Below are 15,295 nucleotides of genomic sequence, written 5' to 3' on the forward strand. Positions count from 1 at the left end.
CAAGTCGAAAGCTGAACTCTAGCATTGCTCTCTCGAAATAAAGGTGATGGATATCAAAGTGATGCGATTATTTCTCGTCCTTAGATAGAGCAAAGGGTACGTAAGGTCTTTTGAACAACAAAATTTAGGGACTATAGTTCCATTTTATAATGCCAAATCTTACGAGGTTATTGCGTCTGACCTGTATGTTTCGGAGGGGCTTTGTGGTGAGATTCAACATCAGGCAGGAAGGAAAGGCTTCAAGGTAATGGCTGCGATTATCAGGGATGAAGAAGCGTCAATTACCTTCTTTCTTCCAGTATGTCTTATTCCAACTACAGCTCTTTTTGTCCCAAATTGCTGTATTAAAACGTCAAAATCGGGTATCTTAACGTGCTGTTTTTCGTAACAAATTCAGTGCGTGGTCTATGCCTGTAGTAATGGATAGAGCGTACGACAAGAGATAGTGGATAGAGAATGATTATTAAACCGAAGATTCGTGGCTTTATCTGTACAACAACTCATCCAATGGGTTGTGAGCGCAATATTCAGGAACAGATCGATTACACCAAAGCACAGGGGCCGTTAAAAAATGGGCCTAAGCGCGTATTGGTAATTGGCTCTTCTAGCGGATACGGGATGTCGTCACGTATCTCTGCTGCATTTGGTTGTGGTGCTGCCACAATTGGTGTGTTTTTTGAAAAACCTGCTACTGAGCGTAAAACCGGTACCGCAGGCTGGTATAACGCAGCCTCGTTTGAGCAAAAAGCTCATGAAGCTGGTCTGTACGCTAAAAGCCTGAACGGTGATGCATTCTCCAATGAAGCTAAGCAAAAGACCATTGATCTGATTAAAGAAGATCTGGGTCAGATCGATATGGTTGTCTATTCACTGGCCTCTCCAGTACGCAAATTGCCTGAAACCGGTGAAGTGATTCGCTCCTGTCTGAAGCCTATCGGAGAAACCTACCGTTCTACTGCGATCGATACCAATAAAGATCTGATCATTGAAGCGGAAGTTGAGCCAGCAACAGAAGAAGAAATCGTCGATACCGTAACCGTAATGGGCGGCGAAGATTGGGAGCTCTGGATCGCTGCGTTGGATGAAGCTGGTGTGTTGGCTGAAGGTTGCAAGACGGTTGCTTATAGTTATATTGGTACCGATATTACCTGGCCTATCTACTGGGATGGTGCACTGGGGCATGCTAAAAAAGATGTTGACCGTGCAGCGTCTGTATTGAATAGCAAGTTGGCTGCGAAGGGCGGTAGCGCTAATGTAGCGGTATTGAAGTCGGTTGTAACTCAGGCAAGCTCTGCTATTCCTGTTATGCCTCTGTATCTGTCGATGGTTTTCAAAATCATGCGCGCAGAGGGTGTGCATGAAGGTTGTATGGAACAGGTCTTCCGTTTGTTTAATACAGGCATTACCGGTGATACCGGAAAGGTAGATGACGATAATCGCCTGCGTATGGATGATTGGGAATTGCGAGATGATATTCAGCAGAAATGTCGCGAGCTCTGGCCAACCATCACTACTGAGAACCTATTCGAGAAAACAGATTATCAGTTTTATAAGGATGAGTTTCTGAAGTTGTTTGGCTTCGGTATAGATGGAGTAGATTACGAAGCAGATATCAGCCCGTTGGTTGAGTTTGACGTGATTGATATCTAATCTTTGAGTCTTTGATAATAAGCGGCTTCGGCCGCTTTTTTTATACCCATTAAAACTCAATTAATGATAAATGGCAGATTACCTCGAAATGGTGAGTTAGGCTTTGATTTATAAAGACAATATGTGTGTAATAGAATAAATCTACCTCTACCGGCTGGAGACTTCATCTAATGGCTCTATCAATCAGCAAACGACTTTCCATTATAAGTACTGCGCCTGTTATCTTATTGGCCGTTATCCTATTTACACTGACATATTTTCAAAGTAATAAGCTCAGTAATGAAGAGCATGCTCTGACAACAACACATTTTCTTGAAATGAAACACGCTGAACTGAAACTGTTAAATGAGATGGCTTACAACTCTATTCGACATATTTATGAGTCGGGTGGGTCGTTAGAAGATGCCTTGCCTACCCTGCGGGATTTAAAGTTTGGCGATAGTGGCTACTTTTTTGGTTATAGCGATAAAGGCGATCGAGTCTTTATGGGTAATATCGATAAAGGCATAGGAAAGAACTACTGGAATCTGCAAGATTCTAATGGTGTATACATTCTTCGTGAGCTTATAAAGGCCGGCAAGCAGGGTGGCGGTATTGTTAGTTATCATTTTCCTAAACCCAATCAGCAGATGCCTGAAGAGAAGCTTTCCTATGCGATCTATCTGGATCGATGGAATTTGATGGTAGGAGCAGGTTTTTATCTGGATGATATGAACGTAGTTCTTGACGAAATGGACGCAGCGTCTGCGGATAGTCTTGATACGTTGATGTTCTATTTTGCAATTGCCAGCCTGGTTCTTCTGTTATTGGTTATTGTCTTCAGTACGATGGTTAAACGCTCAGTCATGTCACCGTTGCTGAGCATTTCTGAGTCGATGAAAGGACTCGCTTCCGGTCAAGGTGATCTGACTTCCAGACTTGATGTTACAGGGGATCATGAACTAGCAGAGATGGCCCATCGCTTTAATCAGTTTTTAGAAACCTTGCAGCAGATGATTGGAGAAGTTGTTTCGGTCTCTGACAGTGTGACGCAGCGCTCGGCCTCAATAAATAAGAGAACTTCACAGGTCGGTGAGCAGCAACAGAAGCTGCAGATTCAAATAGAGCATTCTGCTTCTGCTATGTCTCAGATGTCGGCCACCGCAGTGGACATCGCTCATAATACTGCTGTTACAGCAACCTCAACTAATGAGTCACGGGAAAATATTGGCCAGGCAGGGGCGAGCGTTAATGAACTGACCTCTGCAGTTAAAACGTTGGCGGAAGATGTGTCTGGTTCAAACCGAGCTATTTCTACACTGGAGGTTAATGTTCAGGATATTATCTCGGTTGTTAGTGTGATTCAGGAAATAGCCGAGCAGACAAACTTGCTGGCTTTGAATGCTGCTATAGAGGCAGCCCGGGCGGGAGAGCAAGGTCGTGGTTTTGCGGTTGTTGCCGATGAAGTACGTACGCTGGCGACCCGTACGCAGGCAAGTACATTGCAGGTACATGAGAGTATCGAACAGCTTAAAAAAGCTTCAGGTGAAGCTGTTAAAAGTATGCAGCATAGTTTTCAGCAGACCGACGTGGCTGTTAATCAGTCTGAGAAGGGTATGGCTGAGCTGACAAAAGTTGTTGAGCATATGAATCAGATTCAGGATATGTCTGTTGTGATAGCCACTGCAGCGGAAGAACAGAGTCAGGTGTGCGACAACTTAAATCAGACCGTTACTGAGATTGCCGGACACTCTGAAATGTCTTCCCAGATAGCCGGAGAAAATAAAATTGAAATCGAGAAGTTAACTGAAGATGCTAATAAATTACATCAGCTAGTTGGGCGTTTTCGGATAAATTGATAATCTTTTCTTTAACTTTAAAAGGGCCTTAGGGCTCTTTTTTTCGTATATACGGTTTGTCCTAAACGATGTGGATTGGAATATTCATTTGAAATCATATGATCAATTAGGTGATTTCTCTGTGGTGTAGGCTTAGACAGATAATGAACCATAGTTTTACGACTTTAGGATAACAATAAGCCTAAGGGATTATGAATTTATACCGCAACGCACAAGATTTTTCTGCGGGAATGAGTATAATCAGCGACACAGTCTCAGTTTGAGTTAAAGGTTACCTGTTGTTGCTTTCACAGGTATGTAATTTATCTCAACTGCCAGAGATAGTTTCAGTTAGATCAAACAGTTATGCCATTATTCTGTAATGTTATTATTCTGTCAGGCCATAAGCCAATATCTGAAAACTTCTCTGCCTCCATTATTTATAGTTGAATGGTGAAGTAAGTATGACCTCAAAATCTGTTGATGTATTGCTGGTTGGTGCAGGTGCGATGAGCACAACTCTGGGTGTTTTGCTTAAACAGCTAGACCCTTCTCTGACAATCGCTATGGTCGAACGTCTTGACCATGTCGCTAGTGAAAGTACCGACGCGATGAATAACGCCGGTACGGGTCATGCAGCGTATTGTGAACTGAATTATACGTCCCAGAATGAAGACGGCAGTATCAATACCGAAAAGGCCTTTTCCATCAATGCCGCATTTGAGACTAGTCTACAATTTTGGTCTTATCTGGTTGAGCAGGGCAACCTGCCTGAACCCCATAACTTTATCAATAATGTACCGCATGAAAGTTTTGTTATGGGTGCAGAAAATGTTGAATTCCTGCGTAAACGATTTGAAGCACTGAGCTCAAAGCCACAGTTCGCGGAGATGGAATTCTCTGAAGATCCAGAAGTATTACGTCAGTGGATGCCACTGATAATGCAAAATCGCGACACTGAAGAAGCGGTTGCGGCTACTCGGGTACGCCATGGTGCTGATGTTAACTTCGGAGCTTTGGCTCGTAATATGGTTAACTATCTGGAGCAACAAGATGGCTTTGAGCTGCTGTTGAGCCATTCGGTTGAAGAGATGTCCCAGTACAGTAATGGTGACTGGCGTGTCGACCTTAAGAATGGGCACACGGGTAAGGCCGAGAGTCTTAGAACTAAATTTTTATTCTTTGGCGCCGGAGGCGGGGCTTTACCGTTACTACAGATGTCGGGTATTCCGGAAGGCGATGGTTACGGTGGCTTCCCTGTAAGTGGACAGTGGTTAGTTTGTAAAAAACCGGAAATTGTTGAGCAGCATATGGCAAAGGTTTATGGACAGGCTCCTATAGGTGCTCCGCCGATGTCGGTTCCTCATCTGGACAGCCGGGTTATTGATGGAAAACGAGCTTTGTTATTCGGACCTTTTGCAGGCTTTACGACTAAGTTTCTGAAACAGGGATCGGCATTGGATATGCCTTTGAGTATGCGATTGAGTAACCTTAAGCCCATCATGCAAGTGGGGGCTAAGAACATGGACCTTACCCGATACCTTATTAGTGAGGTGATGCAGTCCCACGGTGATCGGGTCGATTCGCTACGTCGCTTTTTCCCGGATGCTAAGGATGAAGACTGGGAGCTATCCTATGCAGGTCAGCGTGTTCAGATAATTAAGAAGAACGTCGAGGGTGAAGGTAAGCTGGAGTTTGGTACAGAAGTTATCTCTTCTGCTGATAAGTCTCTGGCGGCGTTGCTAGGTGCATCTCCAGGTGCTTCTACAGCAACCCCAACGATGATCAACGTAATTGAACGCTGTTTCCCTGAGCGTCTTGCTACGCCTGAGTGGCAGGCGAAAATGAAAGAATTGGTGCCTTCCTATGGTCAGTCCCTGATCGAGGATGGGTCACTGCTTCGCACTGTGCGCAAGCGTACTCTGTCTACTCTTAACCTAGATCAGAATTATCAATCCTGATTGAAAGGTATTAATGAAAACCACTCTTCGGAGTGGTTTTTTTTGTCTGGAATGATAATTAAGGGTTTTCTTTATTAGTGAATTCTAATATATTGCATCTCACAATCTGTATGAGCTAATGGAGAGTGGTATGAAAGTAACGGTATTGGCAGCAGGGCTGTTTAGTTGCATCTTTGCAGTAACAGCGGTTGCAGCAGATAAGCCCAGCAAAGCATCAGCACAAACCATCCTAAATCTTTACGCAACAGCAACTGAAGCCTGGGGAATGCTACAGCAGGATTCCACAGCGATACTGGTGGATGTTCGTGACCCGGTTGAAGCTAAATTTACCGGTTTTGCAACTCCTACAGATATTCACATACCTTTCATGGTGGCTGATCCGCATGGGTGGAGTTATATGAACTCCAGCTGGGAGATGGTGAAAAACCCGGCTTTTGAAACACAATTGACTGACAAACTTAGTCAGCTTGGAGCGAACAGTGATACCCCCATTATCGTGATGTGTCGTTCCGGTTCGTCACGCAGTGCGCCTGCGGTGAATATGCTTGCCGCTAAAGGGTATCAAAATGTATGGACAGTAGTGGATGGCTTCGAGGGAAGTACCTTGAAAGAGGGTGCCTCTAAAGGTGTTCGTGCTGTTAATGGCTGGCGTAATTCGGGGCTTCCCTGGAGTTATAAGGTCGACTCGGCTGTCGCTTGGCGCCCATCAAAATAACCAAACTTAATATAAGGACATTTACGAGATGAAAAAATTAATTATTTCAACGGTGCTGGCCGCTGCTTTGTTTGCCCCGGTCGTTGCGACTGCATCAGAAACAGTTGATAAAGTATTGATTACGTTGACAAGTGCAGAACAGCAAACCCGTGGAATGGCGATGGTGTTGGGTAATATGATGCAGGCAAAAGGTGCTAAAGTCAGTGTGCTTTTGTGTGATAGCGCAGGCGATATGGCGCTTAAAGGGCATGAATCTGCACCTCTTAAGCCAAAGAATGTGACACCGGAACAGCTGATGCAAAAGTTGATCTCTGGCGGCGCCAAGGTTGATGTATGTGCACTGTATCTACCTAATAAAGGCGTGACTATGGATGCTTTGCTAAGCGGTATTGGTGCAGCTAAACCGCCGGTTATGGCCGCTGCTCTTATCGATGCTGATACCCGTGTTTTCAATTTCTAAAGCCGGTTTATAAGCTTCGAAGTACTCAGTAATATTTATAAAACGCACCCGAGGGTAATCTAAGGGTGCGTTTTTTTTAGTTCGTATGGGTATGTATTAAACTCTATAATCACCTATATGAAGACTCTGCCGCTATTTCCTTTGCCCTTAGTGCTGTTCCCTGGAACGGTACTGCCATTACAGATCTTTGAAATGCGTTATCGGCGGATGGTGAAAGACCTCCTTGCCGAGAGTGGTCAGTTCGTCATTCTACAGGCCCCAATTCCGGATAGCCCAAACAGTGATTTTGAAATGATCGGAACCTTGTCGAAGATTATCGACTGGCAGCCGATGCAGAATCAGATGATCGCCATTCAGGTGGAAGGTGAACAGCGCGCTAAGATTTCCAGGGTGACGATAGCCTCTGATGGGCTGCTATCAGGGCAGGCGGAAGCGCTTAGTTTCAACCTGGAACCTATGCTTGAAGAGTATTCAGCTAGGCTTAAGGATATTTCGATTCTTCTTGAGCAGCATCCTCTGTTATCATTCCGGTCTGTTCAAATTAATGCTGAAAACGCCGAAGCTTTTAGTTATCAACTGGCGTCGCTTATCCCATTTTCAGGAGCGGACAAACAGAGGTTGTTAGAGCTCGATAGCTCATTACAACGCCTGGAAATGATACTCTCCCTGCTCAAGGACTTTTGATGCTCAACCTGATTAAAGACGCACTGGCTCGTCGTAGCGAACTGTTGGATGCTCTGCATAAAGAAAATACGGATTGCTACCGCTTATATCACGGTTCTAATGAAGGCTGTTCAGGTCTTACCGTAGACCGGTATGGTCCTCAATTGTTGATACAGACCTTTCATCAGCCAATCACAGAGGTTGAGGCTGAGGCTATTCATAAGCTTATCGAGGATGCACTTAGTTGCTCGTTGGTCTTGGTATATAACGACCGTAGCTCTGCTAATTCGCGGCGTGCGGATGACTCGGTTGTGGATGGCTGGGAAGCTGTTGCCCATGAGCTGGGTATTTCCTATCAGATAAGGGGAAAACATAAAGGGCAGGACCCATTACTCTTTCTGGATATGCGCGCCGGTAGGCGTTGGATTCAGCAGAATGCAGCGGGTAAGTCTGTGTTGAATCTCTTTTCATATACCTGTGGAGTTGGCGTGGTTGCTGCCTCAGCCGGTGCCAGCCGGGTTTTGAATGTAGACTTTTCTACCCGCTCATTAGATGTGGGGAGAAATAATGCTCAACTTAACGATCTGGATGAACAGCAGATCGATTTTTTTCAGAGTGATTTCTTTACTGCTGCTAAGCAATTGGCAGGCATTCCGATTAAGCAAAGGGTAGGGCGCGGACGTAAACCTAAACCTTTTCCAAGAGTCGATCAGGAACAGTTTGATCTGGTCTTTCTTGACCCTCCACGCTGGGCGAAAAGTGCATTTGGTACAGTGGATCTGATTCGGGATTATCCCAGTGTGTTGAAACCTGCGCTGTTAGCAACAAAGCCCGGAGGGCAGCTAGTCTGTGCCAATAATGTTGCCAGTGTAAGTTATGAGGAGTGGTTGGATGTTGTTCAGCGTTGCGCCATAAAGGCAGGTTGCCCAGTACAACAGGTAACGCAATTAGAGCCCGAGCAGGATTTTCCCTCCCCTGATGGACGCTTTCCACTGAAGCTTGTGGTATTGCAGCTCTAAGCTGCGCATTTTACGTGACTCGCTTCGGCTTTAGATTCGATGAGCGTCAAGAATAATACCGGTGACCCGGCCACCTAACATCGCCACCCGGCCACGGGCTCTGTCGTCACCGGTGGCGGTGAATTCAAACAGGTAGGACCGCCAGATTTTGACCCTGCCCTGGTCGTCACGCTTAAGCCACATGCCCCGCAGATAGACGCTTTGATCCAGTAGTTGGACATCCATCTCTTTACAGTAGTTGCGGGCTGCTTTCAGGGCGAACTCTTTTACTTTTAATGAATGCCACCAGTGTAGTAGAAGCGACACTATCAGGGTCAACCAGAACAGATCTGCAAGTTCCAGATACATCAATTACTCTCCCTTCCTAACCATACAGAGCCTATGCCGCCGCCGATAATCAGCACCGCACCAATGACAGCCATCATATCAGGAACTTGCTGCCAGAAAAGCCATCCCAGTAATCCTGCGAACAATACACCAAAATAACTGAGTGGAGCGATGATGGTGGCTTTGGCATAACTGTAAGCTTGCGTATATAGCCACATGATCAACCAAATTGACAGACTGATACCCAGCAAAAAGGGCACACTAACGAGAGGGATCGGCTGCCAGTTACTTAGAGCTAAAGGTAATGAGAAGAGTAATGATAGAGTGAAATAGTAAAACAGAATTCGGTTTGTTGGCTCGGTGAGTGTCAGTACCCGGGTGGTCACGATGGACACGGTTAGCGCAAGTGCTGAGGTAAACGCAACCAGATGCCAGGGATTCGCAGAGCCTCCATCGGGTTTTAATACAAAACCTATACCGATGAACCCTAGTATCACCGGAAGCCAGTTTATCAGTGGCATTTTGTACTTGAGCCAGAGCAGTACTAAAACAGGTACTATCAGTGGTGCAGAGTTTCGAAGTAGAGAGGCTTCGCCTAAGGGAATCTGTTTCAAAGCAAGGTAATAGGTGTAAAAGCAAAGCCAGCCAGAAAATCCCCTGATAAGGTGGAGAAGAGGCCTTTCAGTTTTAAGCGTCGTGATCCCTTTTCTAGCGAGCCAGGGGAGCATCAGCAAGGTACAGATTAGATATTGGGTTAGCACAATCTGCTCGATAGAGACGAACTGAGCGGTATACTTGGTCGCCGCGGCTGCCAGACTCATGATCAGGGTTGTGGCCAGAGCGAACGCTGCTCCGATAAGAAGTCTGGAATATTGCTTGAGCAAGGTTGTCTATCCTGTTGCTTTAATTACAATAACTTAATAATTGCACTATACCGGAAATGACTATGGAACAACTGACCGGCTTCATCATAATAAACTGGCTAAACCTGTTTGCTTTTGTCTGGTTTCTGGTCTGCTTCAAAGGCTATAACGCTTATACTAAAAAACGCGCCAGAGATACTCATTGCCTGGCCAGTGTCATGCACAGCTATCGTTTGGAATGGATGACCCGAATGTTGCACCGAGAGGTCAGGATTGCTGATACCACCGCTATCGCCAATCTGGAGCGTAGCGTATCATTTTTTGCATCTTCCACCATGCTTATTTTGGCTGGCCTGATGACGGTGCTGGGGTCAACTGAGAAAGCAATTGATGTGGTAGGCGATATCCCTTTTGTCAGTCACGCGACAAAAGCGGAATGGGAGCTGAAGCTGTTGGTACTGATTGGCTTGTTCATTTATGCTTTTTTTAAGTTTACCTGGAGCTTGCGCCAGTATGGTTTTACCTCTGTCATGATGGGAGGTGCACCGCAGCCGAATGATGCCACAGAGCTGGAGCTGAATGCCCATGCGAAACGGTTGGCGATAATGAGTTCGATGGCGGCAAATAATTTCAATTTAGGGTTACGGACTTACTATTTTAGCCTCTCGGTTCTAGCTTGGTTTATTACGCCCTGGTTGTTTATTTTACTCACCAGCGGTGTCGTTATCATACTTTATCGTCGGGAATTTAATTCCAGTACTTTGCGTCAGCTGATCATCAGTCGCACCGATTAATTTCTAGTAAAATTCAATAAAGCCCCCTTGAAAAGAGGGGGGCTGTCCCCATCTTATTGTTCAACGCTTAAGATTGTAGTTATAAGGTTTGTACCTCTACGTTTTAATACTTAGTTATTTGCAACAATAAGATTGGGAAATTGATAGATGAGCACAGAAACTCAGCAGGAAACTCTTGGCTTTCAAACCGAAGTGAAGCAATTGCTTCACCTGATGATTCATTCTTTGTATTCCAACAAAGAGATCTTCCTTCGTGAGCTGATCTCTAATGCCTCTGACGCTGCCGATAAGCTTCGCTTTGAAGCGCTGTCTAAGGATGACCTATATGAAGGTGATGGCGATCTTCGCATCCGTATCGAGTTTGATAGCGAAGCTAAAACCCTCACCATTGATGATAACGGCATCGGTATGAACCGCCAGGATGTTATCGATCACCTGGGTACTATTGCTAAGTCCGGCACTTCCCAGTTCCTTTCTGAATTGAGTGGCGATCAGAAGAAAGATTCTCAACTGATCGGTCAGTTTGGTGTAGGTTTTTATTCCGCATTTATCGTCGCTAATGAGGTTGAGGTGATTACTCGTCGTGCCGGTCAGCCAGCCACTGAAGGTGTGCACTGGGTGTCTCAGGGTGAGGGTGAATTCACTGTCGCGACGGTTGAGAAAGCACAGCGCGGTACAACTATAATCCTGCATCTGAAAGAGGAAGAGTCGGAGTTTGCTGACGCTTCCCGCCTGCGCACCCTGGTACGCAAGTATTCAGATCATATCTCTCTGCCAGTAATCATGCAGAAAGAAGCCGCGCCAGTAGAAGAGGGCGAAGAACCAGCTCCTGCAGAAGATGAAACAGTCAATTCAGCTACTGCGCTTTGGACACGTTCTAAGAGCGATCTGAGCGATGAGGATTACAAAGAGTTTTATAACCATGTGTCCCATGACTTTCAGGAGCCAATGAAGTGGAGCCATAACCGGGTTGAAGGTAATCTTGAATATACCAGCCTGCTTTATGTGCCGGCTCATGCCCCTTATGACCTGTGGAATCGTGATACGCCTCGTGGTCTGAAATTGTATGTTCAGCGTGTTTTCATCATGGATGAAGCTGACCAGTTCTTGCCGATGTACCTGCGCTTTATCAAAGGTGTGGTTGATACCAACGATCTGTCCCTTAATGTTTCCCGTGAAATTCTGCAAAAAGATCCTGTCGTCGACAAGCTGAAAACTCAGTTGACCAAGCGCTCTCTGGGTATGCTGGGTAAACTGGCGAAGAACGATCCTGAACAGTATGCGAAATTCTGGACAGAGTTTGGTGAGGTAGTGAAAGAAGGCCCTGCAGAAGATCATGCTAACCGTGAGACTGTTCTGAAGCTGTTGCGTTTCGCTTCTACTCACAATGACTCTTCTGAGCAATCTGTATCTTTGGAAGATTATATCTCCCGGATGCAGGAAGGTCAGGAGAAGATCTATTACGCTGTTGCCGAGAACTACAACACTGCTAAGAACAGCCCGCATCTGGAAATCTTCCGTAAGAAGGGCATCGAAGTGTTACTGATGTCTGATCGTGTTGATGAATGGCTGATGGGTCAGTTGTTCGACTTCCTGGGTAAGTCATTCCAGGATGTCAGCAAGGGCGAACTGGATCTGGGCGAGACTGAAAACGAAGAAGAGAAGAAAGCTCAGGAAGAGACTGCCAAAGAGATGGAAGGTCTGACCGAACGTCTTAAGAGCAGCCTTGAAGAGCAGGTGAGCGAAGTGCGTATTACGCACCGTCTGACCGACTCTCCAGCCTGTGTGGTTCTGGGTGCTTACGATATGGGTATGCAGATGCGTAAGATCATGGAAGCGGCGGGACAGGCAGTGCCTGAAAGCAAGCCGATTTTCGAGGTCAACCCTGAGCATCCTCTGATCAGCAAGCTTGATAATGAAACCGATGAAGATCGTTTCGGTGAGCTGGCGTTGGTCGTATTCGAACAGGCCCAGCTAGCTGCTGGTGGGCAGTTGGATGATCCTGCGGCTTACGTTAGTCGTCTGAACAAATTACTGATGAACCTGATTAGCTAATCTGCAACGACAGATCTGATAAAAGGCGACCTGTGGGTCGCCTTTTTTGTGTCTGACCTGTAGGTTGGGGTGAGGTACGAACCCCAACATCAGCGGGTAATCGACAGGAACGGTCATGGACAGCGAACAATTACAATACTGCCAAACGGCTTTAACAGCACTTAAGCAGGAACTAGAACTCGAGATTGCCGACCTGGAACTGAGTGCCCGTCCTGTTCAATTGGATCAGCAAGCGGTTGGCCGGGTGTCACGGGGCGATGCTCTGCAACAGCAAAATATGGCGCTGGCAAATCTGGAACAGTGTCGTATCAGAATGCACGAGGTACTTCACGCTGAGAGCAAGTTTGGTGTGACCGAATACGGTTATTGTGAAGCCTGTGATGAGGTCATTAACCTGCCCAGAATGCTGGCGCGGCCAGACAGTCGCTACTGCCTTGGATGTCAGTCTGTTGTCGAAGAGGCAGATTAAGCGCGGAGAACTAAAATGGCTGATATTCAATGTATCAGCCTTTTCTATTTATGCATTGCGTTACACTGGTCTGTGTCTGCTTTGTGCCAAAAGCAGACTCTGTAATGAGATAAGTTGTGTACTTTAACTTGAAACAGTAGATTGTTTATTACTCCTCTGAATTGCTGGTTATTAAAAAGGTAAGGATTGAATGTGCAAAAACCTTGTTTCTGTAGAAAGGTACGACCGTATAGCCTTAGTAAGATTTGATAAGAGCGATAGTGCTAATGCTCTTTCATTTTCTCTTATGAGAGAATTGACAGCAGTGGCTGAGGATTTGGCAAATGACCCAAATCTCTGTGCTGTTGTTCTTACAGGTAGAGATGATAATTTTTGTTTGGGCATGGATCTGAAGGATTCAGAAGTTAGCCAAAGCGCTACAGCAAATTTATCTGAACGCCGAAAAGCCCTTAAAACAGGGCCAAGAATGTGTGATGCCTGGGAGAAAATTGAAGCGATTACAATCGTAGCAATTGAAGGCTGGTGCGCAGGCGGCGGTGCTGCATTAGCCGTATCCTGTGATTTAAGGGTGTTTGCTGATAGTAGCTACTTTTATGTCCCTGAAATAGAGCGGGGGTTTAATATGAGTTGGGGATCGGTTCCTCGAATAACCAATTTAGTTGGGCCAGCCAAAGCAAAACGTATCATTGTTTTAGCAGAAAAAGTCTCGGCTACTTCTGCTAAAAAGTGGGGAATAGCTGATTATATTGTTGCTAAGGGCGATGCAGTTGATAAAGCTATGCAGATTGCTACCCACGCAGCATGTCTTCCACCAAATAGTGTTCATATTTGTAAATCAGCCATTAATGCCCACTCAAATGTATTAAATGGAGCAACTAGCCACGCTGATATGGATCAATTTGCATTGATGCAAAACTCGGATGATTGTGCTGAAGGAGTACAAGCATTCTTAGAAAAGCGAGACCCTGTCTATAAGGGTAACTAATCGTTAGAAGTAGTTTTGAGTCAACTTTTAAGAGTCCGCTTTGGGTCGAAAGCAGACTTTTTTGAAAAACGGACGATTTGGTTTTTATGCTCTTATCGAGCAAGTAAAACACAGTTTTACGTCTAACCACTAGCGAGTTGCGCAGCAGCGGTCTTGCTACTGAATTAGCTCATGCCCATTGCTTCCATCACGAAGATTACGCCGCAGCCTATACCAATCATCACCAGGTTGTAGGGAAGTTGGTTACGGACGATCTCAGTGTCTGTCGCATTAAAACGAGCCTTCATAATAAAGTTCAGGCCGCTGAAGGTACTGCCGGACATCGCCAGCGCCGTGCCGAGAATATAACTGATGGCCATTAGGTTAGGCGTCGTGGTGGTATCAGCCAGCAGACCGGCAAAGATGGCGACCAATGCCAGCTGATGGATGCCTAAATACGCCAGCCCAACAATCATCATCAGTACCAGCGAGGCTACACCCGCGCCCGTTTCAGTAAAGGGTAGGCTGATCAGACCGACACCGATGCAGGCTTTTACGCCGGCAGCAAGTACGCCAGCGCTCATAAATAGCGTAATCTCTGCACGACTCTCAGAAAGTTTTTCAGTGATATGCTGAGTTACTCTCTGGCTGGTTTTGTTAATACCTGTACGCAAGGTCAGCAGGCAAACAGGCACCACAATGGATAGTAGGGAAACCAGAAATATCGTCGGTAGAGAGGGGAGTTGCCAGCTAAGTAACAGGATCATCCCGATTAGCGTGAATGGCATTGCCAGGGTGTCCCTTTTGAGGGGGTATCCGGCGTAGCTTTGCAGCTCATTAGCGGCCCGAAAGCGGGCCTCAACGATGCTCAGAAGCAAGCCGGTTACTGCGATAGCGATTGAGAAAGGGTAGACCTGAGACAGTTCGACTCCGGGAACCTGCTCCAGAACCAGGGGTAGAATGCTAAGAAAAGGAGACCAGAGGACCGCCATGCCGAAACCCCGGCTAAGCACCAGTTGAGAGAGCTGATCGATTCCCTCTTTCTTCTTTATTTGATCACCTACAACAATCACCGATGAGAAGTTAGCGACGGATGAGAAGACGTGCATGCCCAGTAGGGTAGTGATAAAGCTACGAATGCCGGGTTTGCTAACATCACAACCCACATTACTGGCCATCCCGATAAAACTGATCGCTGCTAACAGCATTGCCAGTTTCAGGTGTTCGCCAAAAAGCCTTTGCAGGTTGATGTCAGAGTCCTGACTCCAGGCAAGTATTGCGGCAGCCACTCCGGCAGTGAAAAGGACAGCAATTTGCTTGCGCTGTTTTGGCTTTAGTCGGGGCGCTTCGATCACGATATAGAGCCAGGCCAGAGCCGTTGCGACCCCCGTTAGTCCTAAAGGCGAGACAATATTCAACAAAGTAAGCAGGCACATGAGTAAAACGATGATGCCGGCTATACGGGCTCCAGGCCAATGGTTGCCTATGTTTGAGGTAAAACTTTTGCTTCTCATTGTTGTGCCTGTAAATAAAAACTG

Annotated in this window: 14 protein-coding genes; 11 read left to right on the forward strand and 3 right to left on the reverse strand. The window is 46.1% G+C overall.

The window, feature by feature from the left end:
* Positions 1 to 456: 456 nt before the first annotated feature.
* The 7 genes from fabV to QZZ54_RS05450 all read left to right on the forward strand — a co-directional run bounded on the left by fabV (position 457) and on the right by QZZ54_RS05450 (position 8,285).
* Positions 457 to 1,650, forward strand: coding sequence for an enoyl-ACP reductase FabV (gene fabV, locus QZZ54_RS05420; RefSeq protein ID WP_290699919.1), 1,194 nt, complete (start codon positions 457 to 459; stop codon positions 1,648 to 1,650).
* Between the two features lie 170 nt (positions 1,651 to 1,820).
* Entirely contained in the window at positions 1,821 to 3,488 is a 1,668-nt protein-coding gene (locus QZZ54_RS05425; RefSeq protein WP_290699922.1) for a methyl-accepting chemotaxis protein, read from the forward strand.
* Positions 3,489 to 3,931: 443 nt separating this feature from the next.
* The gene (mqo, locus tag QZZ54_RS05430; RefSeq protein ID WP_290699925.1) at positions 3,932 to 5,428 is read left to right on the forward strand and encodes a malate dehydrogenase (quinone); all 1,497 of its coding nucleotides are present in this window, start codon (positions 3,932 to 3,934) and stop codon (positions 5,426 to 5,428) included.
* Positions 5,429 to 5,558: 130 nt separating this feature from the next.
* A complete protein-coding gene (locus tag QZZ54_RS05435; RefSeq protein WP_290699927.1) occupies positions 5,559 to 6,143 on the forward strand; it encodes a rhodanese-like domain-containing protein in 585 nt (194 codons plus the stop codon).
* A 28-nt stretch (positions 6,144 to 6,171) separates the two neighbouring features.
* Positions 6,172 to 6,603, forward strand: a complete 432-nt coding sequence (locus tag QZZ54_RS05440; RefSeq protein ID WP_290699929.1) for a DsrE family protein — start codon at positions 6,172 to 6,174, stop codon at positions 6,601 to 6,603.
* 117 nt (positions 6,604 to 6,720) lie between these two features.
* Positions 6,721 to 7,287 (forward strand): LON peptidase substrate-binding domain-containing protein, encoded by a 567-nt coding sequence (locus QZZ54_RS05445; protein ID WP_290699931.1) that lies wholly within the window; start codon positions 6,721 to 6,723, stop codon positions 7,285 to 7,287.
* Positions 7,287 to 8,285: a class I SAM-dependent methyltransferase gene (locus QZZ54_RS05450; protein ID WP_290699934.1), complete on the forward strand. Its 999-nt coding sequence runs from the start codon at positions 7,287 to 7,289 to the stop codon at positions 8,283 to 8,285. Before QZZ54_RS05445 ends, QZZ54_RS05450 begins: the two co-directional genes overlap by 1 nt.
* Positions 8,286 to 8,315: 30 nt before the next feature.
* Here the strand turns inward: QZZ54_RS05450 and QZZ54_RS05455 are convergent, their stop codons facing one another.
* Positions 8,316 to 8,633, reverse strand: a complete 318-nt coding sequence (locus QZZ54_RS05455; RefSeq protein WP_290699936.1) for a DUF3301 domain-containing protein — start codon at positions 8,631 to 8,633, stop codon at positions 8,316 to 8,318.
* The gene (locus QZZ54_RS05460) at positions 8,633 to 9,496 is read right to left on the reverse strand and encodes a DMT family transporter (RefSeq protein WP_290699938.1); all 864 of its coding nucleotides are present in this window, start codon (positions 9,494 to 9,496) and stop codon (positions 8,633 to 8,635) included. The genes QZZ54_RS05455 and QZZ54_RS05460 overlap by 1 nt, the downstream gene beginning before the upstream one ends.
* A 62-nt stretch (positions 9,497 to 9,558) precedes the next feature.
* Between QZZ54_RS05460 and QZZ54_RS05465 the strand changes: the two genes are divergently transcribed.
* The 4 genes from QZZ54_RS05465 to QZZ54_RS05480 all read left to right on the forward strand — a co-directional run bounded on the left by QZZ54_RS05465 (position 9,559) and on the right by QZZ54_RS05480 (position 13,778).
* Positions 9,559 to 10,269: a DUF599 family protein gene (locus QZZ54_RS05465; RefSeq protein WP_290699941.1), complete on the forward strand. Its 711-nt coding sequence runs from the start codon at positions 9,559 to 9,561 to the stop codon at positions 10,267 to 10,269.
* A gap of 147 nt (positions 10,270 to 10,416) precedes the next feature.
* The gene (htpG, locus tag QZZ54_RS05470; RefSeq protein WP_290699944.1) at positions 10,417 to 12,324 is read left to right on the forward strand and encodes a molecular chaperone HtpG; all 1,908 of its coding nucleotides are present in this window, start codon (positions 10,417 to 10,419) and stop codon (positions 12,322 to 12,324) included.
* A gap of 115 nt (positions 12,325 to 12,439) precedes the next feature.
* Positions 12,440 to 12,793, forward strand: coding sequence for a TraR/DksA family transcriptional regulator (locus QZZ54_RS05475; protein WP_290699947.1), 354 nt, complete (start codon positions 12,440 to 12,442; stop codon positions 12,791 to 12,793).
* A gap of 190 nt (positions 12,794 to 12,983) precedes the next feature.
* Positions 12,984 to 13,778: an enoyl-CoA hydratase/isomerase family protein gene (locus QZZ54_RS05480; RefSeq protein WP_290699951.1), complete on the forward strand. Its 795-nt coding sequence runs from the start codon at positions 12,984 to 12,986 to the stop codon at positions 13,776 to 13,778.
* Positions 13,779 to 13,942: 164 nt separating this feature from the next.
* On the opposite strand, the gene QZZ54_RS05485 is transcribed toward QZZ54_RS05480, so the two are convergent.
* Positions 13,943 to 15,271: a hypothetical protein gene (locus QZZ54_RS05485; protein ID WP_290699954.1), complete on the reverse strand. Its 1,329-nt coding sequence runs from the start codon at positions 15,269 to 15,271 to the stop codon at positions 13,943 to 13,945.
* Between the last annotated feature and the right edge of the window lie 24 nt (positions 15,272 to 15,295).

Source organism: Amphritea sp. (assembly GCF_016744155.1).
Taxonomy (GTDB): Bacteria; Pseudomonadota; Gammaproteobacteria; order Pseudomonadales; family Balneatricaceae; genus Amphritea.

What these genes read in the sequence shown, in the direction of transcription:
- fabV (WP_290699919.1), top strand. Translation starts at nt 457, where the DNA reads ATGATTATTAAACCGAAGATTCGTGGCTTTATCTGTACAACAACTCAT.
- QZZ54_RS05425 (WP_290699922.1), top strand. Translation starts at nt 1,821, where the DNA reads ATGGCTCTATCAATCAGCAAACGACTTTCCATTATAAGTACTGCGCCT.
- mqo (WP_290699925.1), top strand. Translation starts at nt 3,932, where the DNA reads ATGACCTCAAAATCTGTTGATGTATTGCTGGTTGGTGCAGGTGCGATG.
- QZZ54_RS05435 (WP_290699927.1), top strand. Translation starts at nt 5,559, where the DNA reads ATGAAAGTAACGGTATTGGCAGCAGGGCTGTTTAGTTGCATCTTTGCA.
- QZZ54_RS05440 (WP_290699929.1), top strand. Translation starts at nt 6,172, where the DNA reads ATGAAAAAATTAATTATTTCAACGGTGCTGGCCGCTGCTTTGTTTGCC.
- QZZ54_RS05445 (WP_290699931.1), top strand. Translation starts at nt 6,721, where the DNA reads ATGAAGACTCTGCCGCTATTTCCTTTGCCCTTAGTGCTGTTCCCTGGA.
- QZZ54_RS05450 (WP_290699934.1), top strand. Translation starts at nt 7,287, where the DNA reads ATGCTCAACCTGATTAAAGACGCACTGGCTCGTCGTAGCGAACTGTTG.
- QZZ54_RS05455 (WP_290699936.1), bottom strand. Translation starts at nt 8,633, where the DNA reads ATGTATCTGGAACTTGCAGATCTGTTCTGGTTGACCCTGATAGTGTCG.
- QZZ54_RS05465 (WP_290699941.1), top strand. Translation starts at nt 9,559, where the DNA reads ATGGAACAACTGACCGGCTTCATCATAATAAACTGGCTAAACCTGTTT.
- htpG (WP_290699944.1), top strand. Translation starts at nt 10,417, where the DNA reads ATGAGCACAGAAACTCAGCAGGAAACTCTTGGCTTTCAAACCGAAGTG.
- QZZ54_RS05475 (WP_290699947.1), top strand. Translation starts at nt 12,440, where the DNA reads ATGGACAGCGAACAATTACAATACTGCCAAACGGCTTTAACAGCACTT.
- QZZ54_RS05480 (WP_290699951.1), top strand. Translation starts at nt 12,984, where the DNA reads ATGTGCAAAAACCTTGTTTCTGTAGAAAGGTACGACCGTATAGCCTTA.
- QZZ54_RS05485 (WP_290699954.1), bottom strand. Translation starts at nt 15,271, where the DNA reads ATGAGAAGCAAAAGTTTTACCTCAAACATAGGCAACCATTGGCCTGGA.